General features: G+C 57.3%; 16 protein-coding genes. 7 read left to right on the top strand and 9 right to left on the bottom strand.

Features of this window, described 5'->3' with window-relative positions:
• Positions 1-24 precede the first annotated feature (24 nt).
• Entirely contained in the window at positions 25-2766 is a 2742-nt protein-coding gene (locus tag PW789_RS02175) for a PD-(D/E)XK nuclease family protein (RefSeq protein ID WP_299370767.1), read from the top strand.
• The gene (locus PW789_RS02180; RefSeq protein WP_299370769.1) at positions 2732-6346 is read left to right on the top strand and encodes an exodeoxyribonuclease V subunit beta; all 3615 of its coding nucleotides are present in this window, start codon (positions 2732-2734) and stop codon (positions 6344-6346) included. Before PW789_RS02175 ends, PW789_RS02180 begins: the two co-directional genes overlap by 35 nt.
• Before the next feature lie 9 nt (positions 6347-6355).
• On the opposite strand, the gene phoU is transcribed toward PW789_RS02180, so the two are convergent.
• The 4 genes from phoU to PW789_RS02200 form a co-directional block, all read right to left on the bottom strand.
• Entirely contained in the window at positions 6356-7018 is a 663-nt protein-coding gene (phoU, locus tag PW789_RS02185) for a phosphate signaling complex protein PhoU (protein WP_299370771.1), read from the bottom strand.
• Positions 7018-7776, bottom strand: a complete 759-nt coding sequence (pstB, locus tag PW789_RS02190; RefSeq protein WP_299370773.1) for a phosphate ABC transporter ATP-binding protein PstB — start codon at positions 7774-7776, stop codon at positions 7018-7020. Before pstB ends, phoU begins: the two co-directional genes overlap by 1 nt.
• Positions 7777-8164: 388 nt before the next feature.
• Positions 8165-9499: an ATP-binding protein gene (locus PW789_RS02195; RefSeq protein WP_299370775.1), complete on the bottom strand. Its 1335-nt coding sequence runs from the start codon at positions 9497-9499 to the stop codon at positions 8165-8167.
• A gap of 45 nt (positions 9500-9544) precedes the next feature.
• Positions 9545-10255, bottom strand: a complete 711-nt coding sequence (locus PW789_RS02200) for a response regulator transcription factor (protein ID WP_299370777.1) — start codon at positions 10253-10255, stop codon at positions 9545-9547.
• Positions 10256-10429: 174 nt separating this feature from the next.
• Here PW789_RS02200 and PW789_RS02205 point away from each other — a divergent pair, with 174 nt between their 5' ends.
• Together PW789_RS02205 and PW789_RS02210 are read left to right on the top strand one after the other, a co-directional pair.
• Positions 10430-10789 (top strand): response regulator, encoded by a 360-nt coding sequence (locus PW789_RS02205; RefSeq protein ID WP_299370779.1) that lies wholly within the window; start codon positions 10430-10432, stop codon positions 10787-10789.
• A gap of 36 nt (positions 10790-10825) precedes the next feature.
• Complete coding sequence (locus PW789_RS02210) at positions 10826-12646, top strand: CHASE3 domain-containing protein (RefSeq protein ID WP_299370781.1); 1821 nt, start codon at positions 10826-10828, stop codon at positions 12644-12646.
• On the opposite strand, the gene PW789_RS02215 is transcribed toward PW789_RS02210, so the two are convergent.
• A complete protein-coding gene (locus PW789_RS02215) occupies positions 12643-13515 on the bottom strand; it encodes a neutral zinc metallopeptidase (RefSeq protein ID WP_299370784.1) in 873 nt (290 codons plus the stop codon). The genes PW789_RS02210 and PW789_RS02215 overlap by 4 nt on opposite strands.
• A gap of 125 nt (positions 13516-13640) precedes the next feature.
• On the opposite strand from PW789_RS02215, the gene PW789_RS02220 reads away from it, so the two are divergent.
• The gene (locus tag PW789_RS02220) at positions 13641-15239 is read left to right on the top strand and encodes a glycosyltransferase family 39 protein (protein WP_299370786.1); all 1599 of its coding nucleotides are present in this window, start codon (positions 13641-13643) and stop codon (positions 15237-15239) included.
• 54 nt (positions 15240-15293) lie between these two features.
• A complete protein-coding gene (locus PW789_RS02225; protein ID WP_299370788.1) occupies positions 15294-16652 on the top strand; it encodes an APC family permease in 1359 nt (452 codons plus the stop codon).
• Here PW789_RS02225 and glgA read toward each other — a convergent pair.
• The gene (gene glgA, locus PW789_RS02230; RefSeq protein ID WP_299370790.1) at positions 16649-18097 is read right to left on the bottom strand and encodes a glycogen synthase GlgA; all 1449 of its coding nucleotides are present in this window, start codon (positions 18095-18097) and stop codon (positions 16649-16651) included. The genes PW789_RS02225 and glgA overlap by 4 nt on opposite strands.
• Positions 18098-18177: 80 nt before the next feature.
• On the opposite strand from glgA, the gene rsmA reads away from it, so the two are divergent.
• Entirely contained in the window at positions 18178-18975 is a 798-nt protein-coding gene (gene rsmA / locus PW789_RS02235; protein WP_299370792.1) for a 16S rRNA (adenine(1518)-N(6)/adenine(1519)-N(6))-dimethyltransferase RsmA, read from the top strand.
• A 13-nt stretch (positions 18976-18988) separates the two neighbouring features.
• Here the strand turns inward: rsmA and PW789_RS02240 are convergent, their stop codons facing one another.
• From PW789_RS02240 to PW789_RS02250, 3 genes are read right to left on the bottom strand one after another with little or no spacing between them, the layout of a single operon-like run.
• Complete coding sequence (locus PW789_RS02240; RefSeq protein ID WP_299370793.1) at positions 18989-19693, bottom strand: hypothetical protein; 705 nt, start codon at positions 19691-19693, stop codon at positions 18989-18991.
• Positions 19690-20199, bottom strand: coding sequence for a crossover junction endodeoxyribonuclease RuvC (gene ruvC / locus PW789_RS02245; RefSeq protein ID WP_299370795.1), 510 nt, complete (start codon positions 20197-20199; stop codon positions 19690-19692). Before ruvC ends, PW789_RS02240 begins: the two co-directional genes overlap by 4 nt.
• Before the next feature lie 53 nt (positions 20200-20252).
• Positions 20253-21032 carry a thiazole synthase gene (locus PW789_RS02250; protein ID WP_367182464.1) on the bottom strand — a complete coding sequence of 260 codons (780 nt, stop codon included), beginning with the start codon at positions 21030-21032 and terminating at the stop codon, positions 20253-20255.
• Positions 21033-21068 lie beyond the last annotated feature (36 nt).

Below are 21068 nucleotides of genomic sequence, written 5' to 3' on the forward strand. Positions count from 1 at the left end.
AAGGCTACGGCGTATAACCGGTATATGGACGAAAGGCCCCCGACTGTAGAGCTCCAGCAAACGGTCGCCGAATCGCTTGACCGCGGGGCTACAGTAATTACCGCCAACCAGCGGACGGCGCGAACGCTGCGACGTGCCTTCGACCATCGGCAGCGAACCAAAGGGCTGTTGAGCTGGACCTCTCCTACAATTCTCGCCTGGGATTCCTGGATGGAGACGCTCTGGCGAACCGCGCTGCTCGAAGGACATACGACAGCCCTCCTGCTGAACGGTCTCCAGGAGCACACGATCTGGTGCTCCATCATCGAAGCGGATAAGACGCGTGGCGATGTCCTCCGATCTGTTGATGGCCTGGCAGAGCTGGCTGCCGAGGCCTGGCGACTCGTTGCGCAGTACGAGGCTTCGTCCCTGATGAAACAGGCAGCCTCCAGTCTCGATACCCGCACCTACCTTCGGTGGGCGGCGGCCTTCGATCGACGTTGCAAGGCACAGGACTGGCTCTCCAAGGCCCTGATCGAACAGCAGCTCCACGAGGCCGTTCAATCCGGTTCTGTGGCGCCTCCATTCGAAGTTTTGCTGGTCGGCTTTGACGACATCACTCCGGCCCGTCGACGTCTTCTCAAAGAAGTCACATCTGCAGGAGCACAGGTCATAGAAGTGCCTGTCGGTCCGCTTGCCGATGGCCGTCTTCAGGTGGAATGCAGCAATGATCAAGATGAGATTCTGGCTGTGGCACGATGGGCGCGGAACCGCCTGATCGAAGAGCCATCCTGCAGGCTTGCGGTGATCTCCCCTTCGCTTGAGTCTAGGCGCTCCTCCATCGATCGTTGCTTCCGGCACATTCTTTCACCGCATCTGGAAGAGATCACCGCATCCAACGAAACCGCTCCTTACGAATTCTCCATCGGGAGCAGGTTGTCGGATACCCCCTTGGTCCGCGTAGCCATGGAGATCCTCCGCTGGCTGTCGGGGCCGCTTCCCCTGGAGCGAATCAGCGCTCTACTTGTCTCCCCCCTCTTTGCCATGCCGGAGGGCGACGCAGAAGCACGCTCCATCTTCGATGCCTTCAACCTTCGCAGAGCGAAGCTTCTCCTGCGCCCGGAAGGAACGATCGCGTGGATGATTGCAACCGCGCGGCGCAACAAAAAACGGCCGCTACCGGCAACGCTCCTCCTGACACTCTCGCGCCTTGAAGAAGCGCAGGAACGATATGAGATTGAAGACAAATTGCGCAGCTTTGCAGACTGGGCAACAACGATACGCAGCCTGCTCACCGATGCACAATGGGGACATCTTGGCACCGAGGACTCCATCGAATTTCAGACGCGCAAGCGTTGGGAGTCATGTCTGGATGAACTAGCTTCACTCGATTTTCGTGAGGTCGAAGCCAACTTTTCGACCGCTCTACACTCGCTCGAGCGGATCGTTCGAACAACGATCTTCACCCAGGAATCAAGAGAAGCTCCCGTGCAGATTCTGGGACCACTTGAAGCTGCCGGTGCTCAGTTTGATGCCATTTGGTTTTTAGGCGCAGGAGATATCACCTGGCCAACCAAGCGTTCCGGGAATGCGCTGCTACCTTGGACGCTTCAGGCACAGCTTGGAATGCCTGGAGACAATGTAGCGGATGATCGGCGGAATCTGGCAGTCGCCACCCGGATCTGCGCAAGTGCTCCGCAGGTCATCTTCAGCTATGCGGCAGAGACCGAAGCTGGCCGGCAGAGGCTCTCCCCTTTGCTCGCCTCTCTTAGTCTCACCATTGCATCCGTAGACTCCTTCTCTCCTGAAGACGCGCCTGAGATGCAGGCTCGCCTTGAGCCCTTCTTCGACACCATGCCATTGCCACGGCTGCCGGAGCGAACGATTCAGGGGGGAGCGGAGATTCTGCGCATGCAGGCCGCGTGCGGCTTTCGCGCCTTCGCGGAGAAGCGTCTTCTCTCCAGCGAGCTTAGAAGTGTTGTCCTGGGTATGGATGCTGGCGAGCGTGGAACAATCGTTCATGAAGCGCTCGAATCGTTCTGGAAGAAGGTGGGCAGCCAGGCCGCACTGAAGGCATTGGCCTCGTCACAGTTGAATGTCGCCATCACCGAGTCTGTAGAGGAGAGCATTCAGCGAGCGCTACAGTCGACACGCAGCGTGTGGGACGCCGCCTATGTCCAGGTGCAACGCGAACGCCTGCAGACACTACTGGCAAACTGGATGGAGATCGAACGAGTTCGCTCCGACTTCGAAGTTCTTGTCAGTGAAAAGCAGTTTGACGACGTCAAGATTGGCCCCTTGCAGCTGACGGTGCGCGTCGATCGCGTCGATGCCACAGAGGCAGGAAGCGTCATCATCGACTACAAAACTGGAAGCGCTATGCCCTCTCAGTGGATGGGAGATCGTCCCGATGCTCCGCAGCTGCCGCTCTATGCTGTTCTGTCCTCCATGCTTCAACCGGACATGCCGCCCATCGATCTCGCGTTTGCCAATATCCACGCTGGAGGAGACGCGGTCTTCGATGGCTACACCGGAAAAACAACACGAAGCGGTTGGAGGCCCAACAAAAAACGTCCCCCCATTGAGGAACAACTCGAAGGATGGAAGACGGTTCTGACAGGGCTCGCAGAGAGCTTCGATCGCGGTGAGGCGCACGTAGATCCGAAGCAATATCCGCAGACCTGCAAACATTGCTCCCAAAGAACACTTTGTCGCCTGAACCCTGCAGCGATTGACTTCGACGAGGAATTGGATGAACAAGCAGAAGGCGAGTCCGCAGAGTGGTGAACTCTTCGCGCTCGATGAAATCAGCGAAGAACCAGCACCAGCCTCTACACCATCGACGGTCACGGATAACGCTGAGCGCCGCGACGCGCTCAACATCACGCAATCCTGGATTGCAGAAGCACCAGCGGGCTCGGGCAAAACCGGGCTTCTAATTCAGCGATACCTCAAGCTCCTCGCAAGGACGGAGGTGCAGCAGCCGGAGCAGGTGCTCGCCATCACCTTCACACTGAAGGCCGCCGGAGAAATACGTGATCGCGTACTCGAACAACTGCAACGCGCGCTGGCAGAAACCAGTGACGCCGCAAGTGACTTCGAAGCAGAGACACTCTTGCTAGCCAGGGAAGTTCTGGAGCGCGATACCCGATTCGGATGGGAGATCCTGCAGCATCCCCAGCGCCTGAATCTCCGCACCATCGACTCCATCTGCGCTGAGATAGCGCATCGCCAACCCGTGCTCTCGGGCAGCAGCGGCTTGTCCCCTGTAGAAGATGCAGGCGATCTGTATCGTCTCGCTGCCGAACGAACCTTGCTTCTGCTTGGAGGCTCCGACACAGCTCTGAGCAGCGCCATCGAGCTTCTACTCCTGCAGCGCGACGGCAATCTGCAAAAGTGCCAGGAACTCATCGCTGACATGCTTGCGCTGCGCGACCAATGGGGACGCTTGATTCCGCTCGACAAGGAAAGCCTCGAAGAAAGCTTCCTGGACGGTCAGGTTCTCCCGCAGCTTGAAGACACTCTCGCTTCAGCCATCTGCAGCGAACTCGAAGAGATCGAAAGATCTTTTCCTCGCGGACAGCTGGAACGACTTGCCAGCCTTGCAAACGAGATGAGCAGCGCAGAAGGGTACAAAGATAAACCCTCTCCCCTGCTCGTTTGCCGCGATCGACTCGCTCCGCCGCAAGCCGTCGCCGACGATCTGCCGACATGGCAGGCGCTGGCACATCTCCTCTTAACCGGGGAAGGAAAATGGCGAGCCAGCTTCAATGCAAATCACATGGGCTTCTCCCCCAGCAAAGAGCTTGTTGCAACTCTAAGGGAGATCGTTGAAACGCTTAGCGCCGACGAAGATCTGCTCAAAGCACTGCGTCGGTTAAGAACCCTGCCTCCGCCGATCTATCCACGAAGCCAGTGGCTCGTCGCGAAAGCACTCTTTCGCGTTCTATACCGCTCGCTTGCTGAACTGCAGATCATCTTTGCCGAACGAGGTGAGTGCGATTTCACGGAACTTGCTCTTCTGGCACGGACCGCGTTGCAGCATGAATCCAGCTCTGTCGAAAACTCCATGGGAATAGAGCTGCAGCACATCCTCGTCGATGAGATGCAGGACACCTCGACAAGCCAGTATGAGCTGCTGCAGCTTCTCACCCAGGGCTGGGATGGACACAGCCAGACACTCTTTCTCGTTGGAGATCCGAAGCAATCGATCTATCTCTTCCGCCAGGCTCGCGTGGAGAGATTCGTGCGCACGATGTCAGAAGAGGTCCTTGGAGGAATCGGCCTCAAGCTGCTCCGCCTCCGCTCGAATTTTCGCTCTCAGGCTGGACTCGTAAATGCATTCAACGGCATCTTCTCCAACTTGTTTCCACGCGAGTCCGACCACAAGAGACCGGACGAAGCGACCTACGTCCCTGCCGAACCTGTACGGCCAGCAAGCTTTGCCGAAGCACCCAGCGCGCACTGGCATACACAGGTCATCGCGCCGAATACTTCCGAAGAATCGACATTGCCGAAGAAGTGGTTCGCTCGCCGCGAAGCGACCCATATTCGCCGCATCATCGAACAGTGGCGTGCCATGCCTTTGCCCGAAGGACGCAGGAAGCCATGGAAGATCGCCGTCCTCGTGCGCAATCGCAGTCATCTGTCGCAGATCGTTGCGGAACTAAAACGCACAGATGGTTCAGGCCCCATTCCCTTCCGCGCTGTCGATATTGAATCGCTCGCAGAGAGGCCGGAGGTTCTCGACCTCTTCGCACTCACACGGGCAGCGCTCCATCCCGCAGACCGCATAGCATGGCTGTCCGTCTTGCGAGCACCTTGGTGCGGTCTCGAGTTAGCAGATCTGCACATGCTCTGTGGACAGGACGACGCGAAGTGGGAGCCGTACACCGTCACAGAGTTGATCGATCAGCGCGGCGATCTTCTTGGCGAACGTGGACGACAGGCCCTCCAGCGCATCCGGCACATCATCGCTTCCATGTCTCGGCAGCACTCACGAATCCCGCTTGCTGAGCTGGTGGAGCGCACATGGAAAACGCTGGGAGGAGACTCGTACCTTACTCCTGAAGAACTTTCCAATGTGCAACGCTATCTCGATCTCCTTTACGATGCCGAACAACATGGCAGCGCGGTAAACCTTGAATCGTTGAAGCAGAAGATGAGAAAACTCTACGCCGACAGTATCGCAAAAGTGGGCGCGGTCGACCTGATGACAATTCATGGCTCAAAGGGCCTGGAGTGGGATGTTGTTCTGTTGCCTGGCCTTGAAAAAAAAGCCCGGACAGGTGGCCATCGCCTTCTGGTATGGGACACCCTCAGTTACAACGGCCAAGAGGATAGTGGCGTAATCTTCGCACCCATTCAACGCAAGGGAGAGGAAGAGGAAAAACTCAATCGATGGCTGCGTGAGGTCAGCCGCAGACGCGAGGAAGCTGAGACGAAGCGACTCTTCTACGTCGCCTGCACCCGGGCACGCGAAGAGCTCCACCTCTTTGCGACGCTCAAACAGAGGCAGGATAGCTCGCTGCATCCAGAGAGCAACACGCTGCTTGCAGCGGCATGGCCTGCTGCAGAATCACACTTCGTGGACAGCGATCTTCATTCAAAACCCTTGATCGCTTCCATCGTAGCTTTTCCCGAACCCACCAATCACGCCGTTCTCCCGCAGCTTGCAGCGGAGGCTAAGCCGCGGTCATCCGAACCACTCTATCGCCTGCCCGTGACCTTCGTACGCACAGCTACGCCCTCGCTGCGCCTTGCTCCGAGACAGGAAGCACATCCCTCTGACTTTGTGCGCCCTGAGGGATCTTTTGAAGCCCGCATGGTGGGAACGGCCGTCCATGCATTTCTTGAGCTGATGGCGAACAAGATCAGCTCAGGCCATCATCCCTCACAGTTATTGAAAGAGATTCAGAGCTGGACGCCGAGGATAACGGCACTTCTTCGCAGCAGCGGTATCCCTTCCTCGAAAATTCCAACTCTCGTTCCGACGATCCATCGCGCCCTCGCAAACACGTTGCAGGATCCTGAAGGATTATGGATTCTTCAATCTCATCGAAAGTCCATCAGCGAGCACGGGATCACGTCATGGGACGAAGAACAATCCAGAGTTCGCCTCGATCGCATCTTTCGCGCCGGAGATAATCCAACGGCCGCAGGCGAGGATCACCTCTGGATCGTCGATTACAAGACAGCGGCAAACAGCCGCGGAGACATCAGCTATTTCATGCAAGCAGAACGAGAGAAATACGCTCCACAACTGGAGACATACGCTCGCATTCTTCGAGGCGGCGGATACCAGGGCGAGTTGAGAGTTGGCCTTTACTATCCGCTGTTGCCCAGGTTTATCTGGTGGACGCCTTAAAAGTGCCCTCTAGTTCGAGGTGACGTTATGGCGCACATCAGCGCCACGCACCCAAAAGATCACGTCTTCCGCAACATTCGTTGCGTGATCGCCAACGCGCTCCAGGTTACGCGCAATAATCAGGGCGTTCAGAGATTGCGGAGTAAGATCGGGCCGCTCCTTGATGAACGTCGTCAGCGACCTGTACGCAGCATCATTCATCGCATCGACCTGATCGTCCATCTCAAAAACAGAATCGGCCATCTCTGCATTACCCTCGATAAAGGCCTGCAGTGCCTTCCTCACCATGGCAAGAGACAACGAAGCAAGCCTGGGGATATCGACTGGCAGGTCGACGTTGGCAAGCGCTCCCATCTCGCGAACACGCAGAGCAATATTGACAGCCTGATCTCCGACGCGCTCCAGGTCGGCGTTGATGCGAATCACCGAAAGGATGAAGCGCAGATCAATTGCCATGGGCTGTTCCATCGCGAGAAGATCCAGGGCCATTTGATCGATCTCGCGCTCCAGCTTGTTGATCGCCGTCTCCGAGTGGAAAACAAGCTCGCAGATACTGAGATCGCGCGTGCGGTACGCTTCGACCGAGCGCTGGATCGCCTGCTCTGCCATACCGGCCATCACCAGAAGACGTTCTTTCAACTCATCCAGGTTCTGATGAAATTTGACGCGCATCAACCGAACCTCCCGGTGATGTAGTCCTCCGTTCGTTTATCGTGAGGATTCGTGAAGATGCGGTGCGTCGAATCAAACTCAACGAGCTTACCGTTCAAAAAGAAGCCGGTATTTTCCGCTACACGAGCCGCCTGCTGCATGTTGTGCGTCACGATCACAATCGTGTACTGGCTCTTCAACTGAAAGATGAGGTCTTCGATCTTCGAAGTCGACACAGGATCCAGAGCCGAGGCAGGCTCATCCATCAGCAGAACTTCCGGGTCTACAGCCAGTGCGCGAGCGATACACATACGTTGCTGCTGACCACCGGAAAGAGATGCGCCAGACTTCTTCTTGAGATCGTCCTTCACCTCTTCCCACAGCGCAGCCTGCTTCAATGATCGCTCTACCGTTTCGTCAAGAATCCGTCGATTGCGAAAACCGTTGAGCTTAAGTCCACTGATGACGTTGTCGTAGATCGACATCGTCGGAAAAGGATTGGGGCGCTGAAAGACCATTCCGACACGGCGACGAACCTCCACCGGCGACGCGTCACGGTAGATATCGATATCGCCCATCTTCACTACGCCGGTAGCCCGAGCGATGGGATTGGTCTCATGCATGCGGTTCAGGCAACGGACAAAAGTAGACTTTCCGCAGCCGGAGGGGCCGATGAGCGCCGTCGCATGATTTGCAGGAATATGCAGATTGATGTCCTGAAGCGTATGCGTACTTCCATACCAGGCGTTCAGGCTCTCTACTTGAATGCCAACTCCCACTAACTTCCCCCTTGACGTACCCAGTGGTTGGCAAAGATCCGCACCAGCTTCACTGACACCATGACCAAGTCCTATCAGAATAAGGCTTCCGTCCACTCATAGGACGAGAAGGCATACCCCACAATACACAGGAGCAACCCGCTGCATTCATTAAACTTGTCTCTGCCTGAACTCCAGCATCGGACCAGCGCGTTTTTGATCCACACAAGGCCCTACAGACAAAATCAATCTCGCAGTAACTCCCCAGCACGAAGACCGGAAGGCCGATCGTGAGAACGCTGCCTCAAAATTCTCCTTCACCGTTGCCCACCGTACTTTACGCTGTTTTCCAGTCTGCCGCCGCAATATTAACAAAAGGTTACAACGGCTTGAAATCGCGGAAAAACAACTAGATAGCATTCACTGGAGCCTTCGGCAGAGTGAACAGAAAAGTGCTTCCTGCGTTGAGCTGACTCTCGGCCCGTATAGTTCCGCCCTGAGTCTGTACCACGTGGCGAGCGATTGCCAGCCCCAGGCCGGTACCGCCGGACTCCCGAGACCTGGCCTTATCCACCCGGTAAAACCTCTCGAAGATACGCTGCAGATGTTCCGATGCGATTCCCTGCCCGAAGTCCTGAACCATAAATTCGACCGCGCCGCCGGGTTCATCGATCTCTCTGGCTCCGACGATCACGCGGCTACGCGCCTCGCCCTTGGACTTGCCATACTTAATGCCGTTTTCAATAAGATTGCTCAAAACCTGAACGATGGCATCCGGATCTGCAAAGACCTCGCACTCCGTTGTGCTGCCAATCTCGAGGACAGCCTCCTCATCCTGCACCAGACCACTCATCGCCTGAATGGCATCGCGGACCAGAATATCTGCACGCACTGGCATCGGATGCAACTCCTGCTCCGAGGATTCGACGCGCGCCATCACCAGCAGGTCCTCTGTGAGACGGTTCATCCGCGTGGCATTCTTGTGAATCGTCGTCAGAAACTCTCTGGCCTGCGGACTCAGGCTGCTTTCATGATCGAGCAGCGTCTCCACATAGCCCGTGATCGAGGTAAGGGGCGTACGAAGCTCATGGCTGACATTCGCGACGAACTCTCTCTGGGTACGCTCCACCTGTTCGATCCGGGTGATGTCATGCAGCACTGCAACAGCTCCTCCTCCCGGCATGGGAGAGGCCGCTACCTCAAAAATTCTGCCCGGCACCAACGATATCGAACGGCGTTCGGTCACGGTTCGTTCTTCCAGGGCGCCCCGTACGCATTCGAGCACCTCAGGATCGCGAATTGTCTGCACGAGAGCATGTCCGATCCGCACCGAACCACCTGCGACAGCATTCGGAAGGAGCCTTTGCAGCCTCTGATTTGTCCACTGAATGCGCCCGGCCGGATCGACGGCAACGACTGCGTCCTGCATGCTGTCGATCATGGCCTCCAACTCGCGCCGACTCTCCGAAGAGTTGTGCAGGACGCGCTCGACATGCGTGGATGCAGTCGTAATCGCATACGCCAGCCCATCGAAGTCAGTAAACGAGGGGGTCAGGTTGTTTGCCGGCTGCTCTGCAATCGCCACCGTCGCGGCTTCCAGGGGCTTCACGCTCCTCCGGACGGCACGTGACAACAGAAATCCGTTGACCACGGCCCAGGCAAAGAGAAGAACAGCTCCAACCATCCAGCCGCCCGGAACCGCCCACGCGCGCAACAACACAACGACCGCCAGGGCGATCGTCATACGGACCACAAAAGAAAAGAAGAGGCTCTTCGTCAATATTTCCCTCTAAGCCGGGACTGGAACGGCCTTGGGGATCTCGAAGCGATACCCTGCTCCTCGCATCGTCTTAAGATAGCGCGGAGTCTCTGCATCTTCCTCGATCTTTTCCCGGATGCGGCGGACATAGACGTCTACGGAGCGCGGCGTCACAAAGCGCGCATCACCCCAGACCGCGTCCAGAAGATGGTCCCGGCTGAAGACTCTTCCTGGGTGCCGGGCAAGGTAGTCGAGCAGGCGGAATTCGGTCGCCGTGGTCGTCACCAGCTCTCCCTTCACCCGCAACTGCATGGCGCCGGCATCAATCTCGATCTCTTCAAACCGCACGATCGAGGAGACCGCTGGACGCTCAAACCGACGTAGGACAGCTTTTACGCGGGCCAGCAGCTCGCGAGTGCCAAAAGGCTTCGTAATATAGTCGTCAGCCCCAAGCTCCAGACCCTGCACACGATCGCTCTCTGCCGCACGTGCAGTCAGGAAGATAATCGGAACGACGCTGAGCATAGGGTTCAGACGCAGACGCCGGCACAAATCCAGGCCGTCGCCGCCAGGAACCATGATATCCAAGAGAAAGAGTGCAGGCGGCTGACGCTCCGCATCCTGAACAATCTGACCAACCGAAAGATAAGGCCGGACGGTAAAACCGGCGCTTTCCAGGTGATACTGCACCAGCCGAGAGATATCGGCGTCATCTTCCAACACAAAGATCGTCTGATTCAACTGGTTCTACCTCTTACAGGCTGTTTGCATCCGCAACCACAGATTACTCCAAGCAATGTGCATAGATTGCAAACGTACGGTGAATCGTTACGCTCTATCCCGCCTCAAACGCTGAACGTATACTTACTTCGTACCTCTGCTTCCCTTTTTCCTTTCTGCCAAAACTGATCGCACATGACACGAACATCGCATCTTATTCTCTGCGTGGATGATGAACTCATCGGCCTTCATGTCCGAAAGGTCCTATTGGAACGCGCAGGCTATCGCGTTCTAACAGCCCAGGACGGAGGTGCGGGTCTGCGCCTGTTTGAAAACGAACCCGTCGAAGCCGTCGTCCTCGATTATTCGATGCCGGGCATGCACGGCGGAGAAGTTGCCGGGCGAATGCGGCAGATCAAACCGGATGTCCCAATTCTCCTGCTCTCTGCTTACATCGGCTTGCCTCCAGAGGTCACCAGGTTGGTCAACCTGTACATGACAAAGGGAGAAGGAGCCCCCGTACTGTTACAAAAGCTTGATATGCTCCTGCCTTAGTTGAAACGACCTGAATAGAAAGCCAACGAGAGGGCCGTGAACCTAGCTAAATTCACCCGGATTCTGCGACAGGCGCTGTTGCTCCCCGTGATCGCGCTTCTGCTTGCAGCTGCAGCGCTTTATCTTCAGATCCGAAGCACGAACGACACCGTTGGCATCATCCAGCTCACGGATACCCGCATCGCTCAGGCCTCGCTTGTCGCCAAGCTGATCGTGGACGAGGAATCGGGTCTTCGGGGATACGAGACCACCGGCGATGAACGCTTTCTCCAGCCATTTACTGATGCCGGCAATCGCCTTCCTGTTGAATTTGAAAAGCTGCAGAACCTAACCGAAGGAGACCCACAGCAGCGCTTCAACGTGGAAGACCTGCGGAACGAGCATCAGACCTGGCGCGATGCCTTTGCTCTGCCCATCACCGCCCTCGTCAAAGCCGGCGGACGCAGTAACGATGTCAATCTAAATCTCTACGGCAAGAGCTTGATGGACCAGGTCCGCCAGGACATCGACTCCATCAAAGCGCGCGCAGAGACACGACGCCAGGAGCGTATCGCCGAGTGGCACCGACAGGTTCGTAATCTCATTGAAGCCCTGATCGTCGTCGCTCTCGGCATGGGTATCCTGATTGGGCTCTTCATGCGCAGCCGTCTGCACGCTGTCTCTTCTGCGTATCGCAGCTCGCTGGAGATTCTCAGCCGGCGGGCAGAAGAGATCTACCAGTCGGAACAACAGCTACGCACCACCCTCGATTCCATCGGGGATGGCGTCATTACCTGCGATATCGACGGGCGCATTCAGATGATCAATCCCGTCGCGTGCGATCTGACCGGCTGGCCTGCAAACGAGGCGGTGGACCGTCCCCTGGACGAGGTCTTTCGGATTGTGAGCGAGCTCACACGCGAACCAATGGAAGATCCCGTGGTCAAGGTTAAACGCCTGAAGGCTGCCGTTGGGGCAACCAATCACACCATTCTCATCCGCAAGGACTCGACTGAGCTCCTGATCGCCGACAGCGGCGCCCCGGTGCGCGACCAGACTGGCGAGACCGTCGGCATCGTGCTGGTCTTTCGTGACATCACCCTGGAACGGCGCACACAGGAAGCTCTGGTCGCCAACGAAAAGCTCGCCGTCGCGGGGCGACTCGCAGCCACCATCGCTCACGAGATTCACAACCCGCTGGACTCCGTGTCCAACCTGCTCTACCTGATGAAGAACAGTGTTTCGGCGGAAGAATCGGCACAGTTCATCGATATGGCCGAGCGGGAGCTTACCCGCGTGACCCAGATAAGCCGGGCGATCCTCGGCCTCTATCGCGAATCCCGGGCGCCCGTCCCTGTCGACCTTAAAGTCATCCTCGAGGAGATCCTTCTTCTCACGGAACACCGCCTCAACGAGCTCGATGTCAACGTACGCACGGATCTTCGAGGTCCCGTCGTAGTAGACGCCTTTCCAGCAGAGCTGCGGCAGGTCTTCACGAACCTCATCAGCAATGCTGCCGAGGCCGCGACCGTTGGCGGACATGAGATCCATATCAGTGTTTTGCCGGTAGCTGCCGATATCGACTCAAGCGGTCAAAAGCAGCCCTCAGGTGCCCGCATCATCATCGCGGACAATGGTCCAGGCGTCTCCCCGGAAGACACGCCGCACCTGTTCCAGGCCTTCTTCACAACCAAGGGAGAGCAAGGAACCGGCCTTGGACTCTGGGTGAGCCGCGGCATCGTCCATAAGCTCGGAGGAACCATTGACCTCACCAGCGAGACACAGGGCTCCGGTCACGGGACCACCGTTACGGTCTTTCTGGCAGAGAAGCCAACGATTAATACGAATATTGCGGGAGCGATTCCCGGTCTCGCCTAGTAGCTCCCACTGTCATCTGCCGATCTAAAGGTATCGCAGGCTTTGACGTCCCCCTGCTGCAGTCCGCGCATAAACCAGCTCTGTCGTTGAGCTGACGTTCCATGGGTAAAGCTCTCAGGACTGACGGCCCCGCGGGACATCTTCTGAATGTGATCGTCTCCGACGGCAGCTGCGGCGCTCAGCCCGGCGCGCACATCAGCCTCGTCGATCTTGCCCCGCTGGGCAGCACTATGCCCCCACACACCCGCAAAGCAGTCCGCCTGTAATTCCAGTTTCACGGAGAGCGCATTCTTCTGCGATGGATTCTGTGCCGAAAGACGGCGCATCTGCCGTTCGATTCCGAGAATATTCTGCACATGATGGCCAAGCTCATGCGCGATCACGTAAGCCTGCGCAAACTCCGCGGTGCTGCCACCGATCTTCTTTAGTTCATCCCAGAATCCCAAATCGATGTAGACCTTCTCATCGGCCGGACAGTAAAAGGGGCCCGTCTGCGACTGAGCAACGCCGCAGCCCGACTGCGTATAGTTGCGAAACAGAACAAGCTTCGCGTGACGATAGGGCTGTCGGGTCTGTTCCGGCAGAAGCTTATCCCACGTCTGCTGCACGTCATCGAGCACATACGATACGAGATGCGCAGACGTGTCCTCTTCGCGTGACGCCGTGACCGGCCGGCTGCTCGACGAGGTTGCAACGTGACCTCCTCCGGACAGATAACTGCCGATATAGTTACGGCCCGTGATCAGGCTGATGACCAACAGGAAGATGATCCCGACGATACCGAGTCCACCCCCGCCAAATCCTCCGCCCCCTGAAGAACCACGCCTATCTTCGACATCACTGCTCATGCTGCCCGGTGTCCAGTCCATTCCACTTCCCACCCTTCACTGAGACAAATTCGTGGCCCGCAAAAACAAATACTAAATCAGGGAACGTTGTCGCCGCCGCTTCGTATTAAAGTGCAACCTGAGATCTTCTGCCCCTGGAGAAACCTATGCCCCTGTCCACTGCGACAGCCAGCACAACGGTAGTACGTGTACCCGATGCCGCATTGAGCAGCGCTCTACGTCTCGGTGTCCTCTTTGCGCTGGTGAAGTTTCTCCTCCATCTCACAACAAACCTTTGGGAAGCCCATATCGGCTACGGCTACTTCCGGGATGAGTTCTATTACCTGATCTGCGGGCGTCATCTGGCATGGGGTTATGTCGATCACGGACCCATCGTTGCGCTACAGGCACGCTTCGCCGAGACCGTCTTCGGCCACTCTTTGGCAGGCATCCGAATGTTATCCGCTGCTGCCGGAGCAGGACGGGTTCTGCTGACCGGCTTGTTGGCATGGTCGCTTGGAGGCAGGCGTCCGGCCCAGGCGCTCGCCATGACCGGCATTCTCCTTGTGCCACAGTATCTCGGCACCGACAGCTTTCTTTCGATGAACTCCTTTGAGTCTCTCTTCTGGATGACATGCCTTCTGGCGCTGATTCTGATCCTGCGCGGATCATCCGAAAGACGCTATTGGCTGCTCTTCGGCATCTCCGCGGGAATCGGCCTGCTGAACAAGCCCTCCATGACATTCTTCCTGCTCGCATTGCTGGTCGGCATTCTTCTCACGCCACAAAGACGCCTCCTCTCGAACCGCTGGGCCTGGATGGGTATCGCGCTCACCATCATCATTGCCTCGCCAAATCTGCTGTGGCAGATCCAGCATCATTGGCCCACGCTCGAGTTTCTGCATAACGGAAGAGTCGAAAACAAAAATGTTCGACTTGGCCCCATCCCCTTTCTCACCCAACAGATTCTCAACATGCAACCGGCAACGCTTCTTCTCTGGCTGCCCGGCCTGATATGGCTGCTCCGCTCTGCGACATGGCGATGGCTGGGGTACACGTACCTTCTCTTCCTCGGCATCATGATGGCTTTGTTCGCCAAGGATTATTACGTTGCCCCCATCTACCCCTATCTCTTTGCCGCGGGGGGTATCGCATGGGAGCGCCGGTTTGCCTCCAGGAAACTGGTCAAAGAAGGCGGCATCTTTGCTTTTCCGCTCTACCAAAGCATCCTTCTTTTGCTGGGATTACTTGTCCTGCCGATGGGCATTCCGGTTCTAAGGCCGACAGCATGGCTGGCCTATGCCAAAGCCACACATCTTTACAACGCCGGAAGAAAAACGGAGAACGGGGCTATCGGGGTTTTGCCGCAGTTTTATGCTGACCGCTTTGGCTGGCAGGAAGAGGTGGATCAGGTAACCCGTATCTACCACTCCCTGTCTCCGGAAGACCAGCGCAAGGCAGGTATTCTCGCTTCGAACTACGGCGAAGCCAGCGCGATTAATTTTCTCGGTCACGGGCTTCCCTTCGCGATCAGCGGTCACAACAATTACTGGCTCTGGGGGCCCAATGAAGCGACCGGCGAAATCATGATCGTCATCAACGGCGCAACGCCCGAAGAGATGAGCAAGTTTTACGAATCCGTTGAGATCGCAGGAAGAATGGACCATCCCCTCGCCATGCCATATGAGCATCGCAACATCTACCTTGTCCGCGGCCGTAAAAAGAACCTCAGCAATGATTGGCTGGGACTGAAGCACTACATCTAGGTTTGCCGGATTATGCGGCCAAGCCAGGAGAATGTGCTACTCTCCCGCTAACCCATGCAAGAATCCAGGACAGAACTTCCCCGCGTACTGAACGCCTCTCATGCGACTTCCATCGTGGTGGGCATCATCATCGGCAGCGGCATCTTTCTGGTTCCGCGCGAGATGATGGCGGCGGTCGGCTCCTCGAAGATGGTCTATGCCGTCTGGATCGTCGGCGGCCTCCTTTCGTTGTTCGGCGCCATGACCTACGCCGAGATCGCGGCGCAACGGCCAAAGTACGGCGGAGAGTACGCCTTCCTGCGCGAGGCCTATGGCGACCTCACGGGCTTCCTCTACATGTGGACCTGGATCACCATCGCCAAACCTGCATCCATTGCGACGATTGCCGCTGGACTCGCGCGGGTTCTCAGCACCTTTCCCATCTTCAGCTTCCTTGCACAGCCGGCCTTCGCACACCTGCTCTGGAGCCAGATCTTTGCCATCGTCACAACCTGGGCCATTACAGGACTGAACATCCTCGGCACCCGCAAGTCGGGTAACGTGCAACTGGCGCTTACCTGGCTGAAGATTCTCCTGATCGTCGTCATCGCGGCCGTTTGCTTCGGCGCAGCTGGACACACCGGCTCATGGCACAACTTCTCCACGGAGTTTACCGGTGCGCGTGGAGGCTTCTCCGGCTTCATGGTCGCTCTCATCGCCGCGCTCTGGGCGTACGACGGATGGAGCGACGTCACGCAGATGGCCGGGGAGATTAAACAACCGCAACGCAGCCTGCCACTCGCTCTCGTGGGCGGCGTCGCAATCGTCGGTGGCTTGTACATGTTGACGAACGCGGCGATCCAATACGTGATGCCTGCAGCCGCGATCGCTACAGCCGACCGTCCCGCCGCCGATGCTCTGCGCTTGATCGTCGGCAACTGGGGCTCCGGCCTCGTCTCCCTGGGCATGGCAGTGAGCATCTGCGCTACCTTTGTCGGATCGTCTCTGTCCGGTGCGCGGGTTCCCTTTGCTGCAGCGCATGACGGTCTTTTTTTCAAAGGACTGGCACGTGTCCATCCGCGCTTCGAAACGCCTTCAACGGCGCTTATCCTGCAGGCCGTTCTCAGCTCCCTGCTCCTGCTTGCCATCGGCAGGTTCCAGGCCCTGTTCTCTCTCGCCATCTTTGCCGAATGGTTCTTCTACGCACTGACAGCAAGCACCATCTTCGTCTTTCGCAGACGAGAACCAAACGCGGTGCGGCCTTACAGCGTATGGGGATATCCGTTCCTGCCGCTGCTGTTCATCGCATCCGCAATTGTTTTATTGGTCTTTTCATTTGCCGATCAGCCGCGTAATTCGCTGATCGGCACCGCAATTATCCTGCTCGGCATCCCGCTGCACTACCTCTTTCAACGCCGGTACGCCACAAACTAGAGCCGATTCTGGATAATCCGTTCGTAGACACGAACGTACTCCTGGGCTGGCTTATCCCACGAGAAGTCCTGCTCCATCGCCCGTTTCATCATCACCTTCCACACCTTCTTGTCGCGAAAGGCCGTCAAGGCACGCAGAACAGCCTCGAAGAAGTCATTCGGATCGTAGCCAAGGAACTTGAAGCCGTTCCCATCGCCGTTCGGCAGCTCCTCGATTGAATCCTGAAGGCCGCCCGTCGCGCGAACCACAGGAATCGTTCCGTATTTCAGACTGTAGATCTGGTTCAGCCCGCCAGGCTCATAACGCGAAGGCATCAGGAAGAGATCAGAACCGGCTTCAATCTTATGAGCCATCACGTTATCGAACTTCACCTGCACGCGAACCTTTTCGGGATAGCGTTCCGCCATCTCAGTCAGCAGGCGCTCGTAATACTCTTCGCCATTACCGAGCATCACCAGAACCACGTCCTCCTTCAGCAGACGATCCATGATGTCGACGATAAAATCGATGCCCTTCTGCGTGGCAAAGCGTGAGACCACGCCAATTACTGCCGTATCGTCAGTGACGTTCTCAAAGCGAAACGCATGGAGAAGATCCCTTCGGCACTCCTTCTTCCCATCTAATTTCTGAGGCGTAAAGTGGGCGGCGATCAGAGGATCGCTGGAAGGATCCCACTCCGAATAATCCGCTCCATTCAGGATGCCGAACAGATCGCTCGCGCGGCTCTGCAGCGTCCCCTCAAGCCCGTTGCCGAACTCTGGTGTCTGGATCTCCTTCGCATACGTCGCGCTTACCGTCGTAATCGCGTCGGAGTAGACGATGCCACCTTTGAGAAAATTTACCTGGTCGTACTGCTCCAGCTTGTCCAGCGTGAACATATCCCATGGCAGAAGTAAGGTCTCCATCATTCGCGGAGGAAAGGTCCCCTGGTAGCCGGCATTATGGATCGTCAATAGAGCCGGGACATGGCGCAGGATCGGATCGAAGTAGTAGACCGACCGCAACATCACCGCCAGCATCGATGTCTGCCAGTCATGGACATGGTAAACATCCGGTACATCAATCACCTTGGTCGCCTCGATTACGGCACGGCTGAAGCTGCCAAAGCGCTCGCCATTATCGGGATAGTCACCAGAGGGCGTTGCGTAGAAGCTCTCACGGTCAAACAGCTCGGGAATGTCAACGAAGTAGACCTGTACGCCGTCCGCATTGCCCCCATCCAGAATCCTGGCAAAGCGGCTGTAGGATGCGAATGGGATCGTCACACTCGGCAGAACGACGGGCGGCTCCGGCACCATCTTCGCCACCTGGCGGTAGTACGGCAGGTAGACATGCACCTTATGGCCCATCTTAACCAGGGTCTTCGGCAGCGCACTCACTACATCCGCCAAACCGCCAGTCTTCGCCCAGGGTGCGCACTCCGATGCCGCAAAAACAATATGCATTCGTTCTCCCTCTACTCTGTCGACCAAAACGTTAGTCTATACAAAGAGATGCAAAATACCCCCGAAACGTACCACGCCAGTTGAAACGGAAACCGAAACTCGGACAAAATTTTCTGACCGACGACCGTGCTCGCCATGCGATCGCCGACGCCCTCGGTGATATCCGCCAGCGGACGGTCATCGAAATCGGCCCAGGCAAGGGTGCGATCACCGATATTCTCGTGCCGCGCGCCGGTCATCTTGTGGCCCTGGAGCTGGATCGCGAACTGGCACCCGCACTCGCCGCCCGCTACGCGGACACACCCACGATTCGAGTCATCGAAGACGACGTCCTGCGCATCGACCTGGCCAGCATCATTCCTTCCGGCGAAACCGCGGATGTCATCGGCAACCTGCCGTACTACATCACCTCAGACATCCTGCTGAAACTGTTCGCCGCAGGAGCAGCTGGCCACCTCAGACGTGCCGTGGTCATGATGCAGCGCGAGGTCGCCGATCGCGTCGCCGCGTCGCCTGGAGTGAGGGACTACGGGCTGCTCTCTGCAACGGCCCAGATGAACGCCAGCGTCGAGCACCTCTTCACCCTCTCGCCTTCATCTTTTTCTCCCCCGCCGGAGGTCTTCTCTTCCGTCCTGCGGCTCACCTTCGCGCCTCGCTATGGCGAGCTGCAGGTCGACCCCGAAGGATTCGATCGCTTCCTGAAGCAGAGCTTTGCCCAGAAAAGGAAGACTCTGGAGAATAACCTCCGCGCCGCCGGCTTCAGCCCGCAGCATCTTGCCCAGGCCTGGCCAGCCTCTATTCCGAAGATGGCACGCGCCGAGGCACTCACTCTCGAGGAGATGTCGGAACTCTATCGTGCGCTTGCGGCAAACGCCTGACCCGGCGTTCCGGCTACTTCGGCCCCTCCCCGATGCTATTCAATAGCGCCAGGGCCCGCTCCCGTACCTTCTCCATAAGATCTTCATCACGCGCAATCGACGTCAGAGAAGTGGAGATGTTACCTAGCTCAAGAGCGCGCTTTGCTTCGACCTCGTGCCTCAACGTATCCATCTCGGAATAAAGCCCGAGACGGTCGTAGCGATGCATAAAATCCAGCCTGCGCCCCTCATCCATGGTGAAAGCAATCGCCTGAAACACTTCGGTGATCTGTGCAACATCCTTGTTATCGGAGTAGTTGTAGACGCAGCTCCCACGCCCGGCGCTGCCGCTGTAACTGAGCGTCTTCTTGCCCGTATTCGCAATATTCTTTGCCTTCGATTCGCAGGGAATATTGAAGTACTTCAGCGATCGCGCCGTCTTGAAAAGCTGCTCCGTCGTTGCAGGCGAGATTCGAACAGGCCTATCAATCGGCTGCGCCGCAGAAGATGCATGCAGCGATGCGTTATAACTTGCCCCGCTCACGGGAGCGGTCTCCCCCTTGTAGCTCCCAGTTCCGTCTTCATACAGCACAAGAGCGAACTTCGGCACCGCCAGCCCTTGCCGCTCAAACTGAAAACTGATCTCGGACTGCGCAGACTGCAACGGTGTTGCCGTCGATTGTGCCATCGCCTGTGCGGAACTTCCCGCAATCAGAAGCATAAAAAACAGGAGCTTCATCGCATGCCCCCCTGGCTCTCCAGCGTCTGCGCCGTGTGGATATGGCAGATCGCGATTGCCAGCGCATCGGCAGCATCGGCTGAATCCGGCGGACGCTCCAGCTCCAGCAGGCGGGTCACCATAAACTGGACCTGCTCCTTGGCAGCCAGCCCATAGCCTACGACCGAACTCTTGATCTTGAGCGGAGCGTACTCCGCGACGGGAAGACCGCACGTGGCGGCGGCCAGCAGGGCGACCCCGCGCACCTGCCCCAGCTTGAGGGCCGACTTTGCATTAGCGGAGAAGAAGACCTCCTCAACCGCTACCACATCCGGCTCATACAGCTCCATCATCCCGGTCAGCTCGGCGTAAACCTGCGCGAGCCGTTGCGGTGTCCTGTCTTTCTTGTTCAGACGAATCGTCCCGGCCGCGCGATGAACCAACCTTGGCATCAGCGCATCGCAATCCACCTCGACGACACCATACCCCGTAAACTCGGTTCCGCAGTCGATCCCAAAGACACGCATGGGCGAAGTTTACTTCATCAAGCAGACCCTGACGTCTGACGATTTTGGCGCGACTATAGGGAGATTCCTTCAAGCGGTGAGCTGGCCGTCGCATAAAGCTTGCGCGGCATGCGTCCTGCAAGATAAGCCTGGCGCCCAGCCAGAACGGCATGCTGCATCGCCTCCGCCATCATCAGAGGGTCCTTCGCCTGCGCAATGGCAGTATTCATCAGTACGCCGTCGAATCCCAATTCCATTGCGACGGTTGCGTCCGAGGCCGTCCCAACTCCAGCATCCACAATCAAGGGAACTTCCGTGATCAACTCCCGCAGAATCCGCAAGTTGGCCGTATTCTGCAGGCCAAGGCCACTGCCGATCGGGGCTCCGAGCGGCATAACCGCAGCGGCGCCCGCATCAATCAACCGCTTGGCAAACACAATATCGTCAGAGGTATAGGGCAGAACAGTGAAGCCTTCTTTAACCAGAACCCTGGTTGCTTCAAGCGTCGCTTGAACATCCGGGTAGAGAGTCGCCTGGTCGCCGATGACCTCAATCTTCACCCAGTCGGAGAGACCGACCTCACGTCCCAGCCTCGCCGCCCGAATCGCCTCTTCTGCCGTGTAACAACCCGCCGTATTCGGAAGCAGAAAGTAGCGTCGCGGATCGATGAAATCCAGCAGCGATTCACTGGAGCGGTCGAGATTCACCCGCCGCACCGCAACCGTGACCATCTCCGCGCCCGAAGCCTCGATAGCAGCCTGCGTCTCCGGACCATCCTTGTACTTTCCGGTTCCAACGATGAGACGTGACTGAAAGGCTCTGCCAGCGATAACGAGAGGTGTCATGGTTTCCATTCTAAAACCAAAACACGAACGGCCCGCGCTCACAGG

This window comes from Edaphobacter sp. (assembly GCF_028283685.1).
Taxonomy (GTDB): Bacteria; Acidobacteriota; Terriglobia; order Terriglobales; family Acidobacteriaceae; genus Edaphobacter.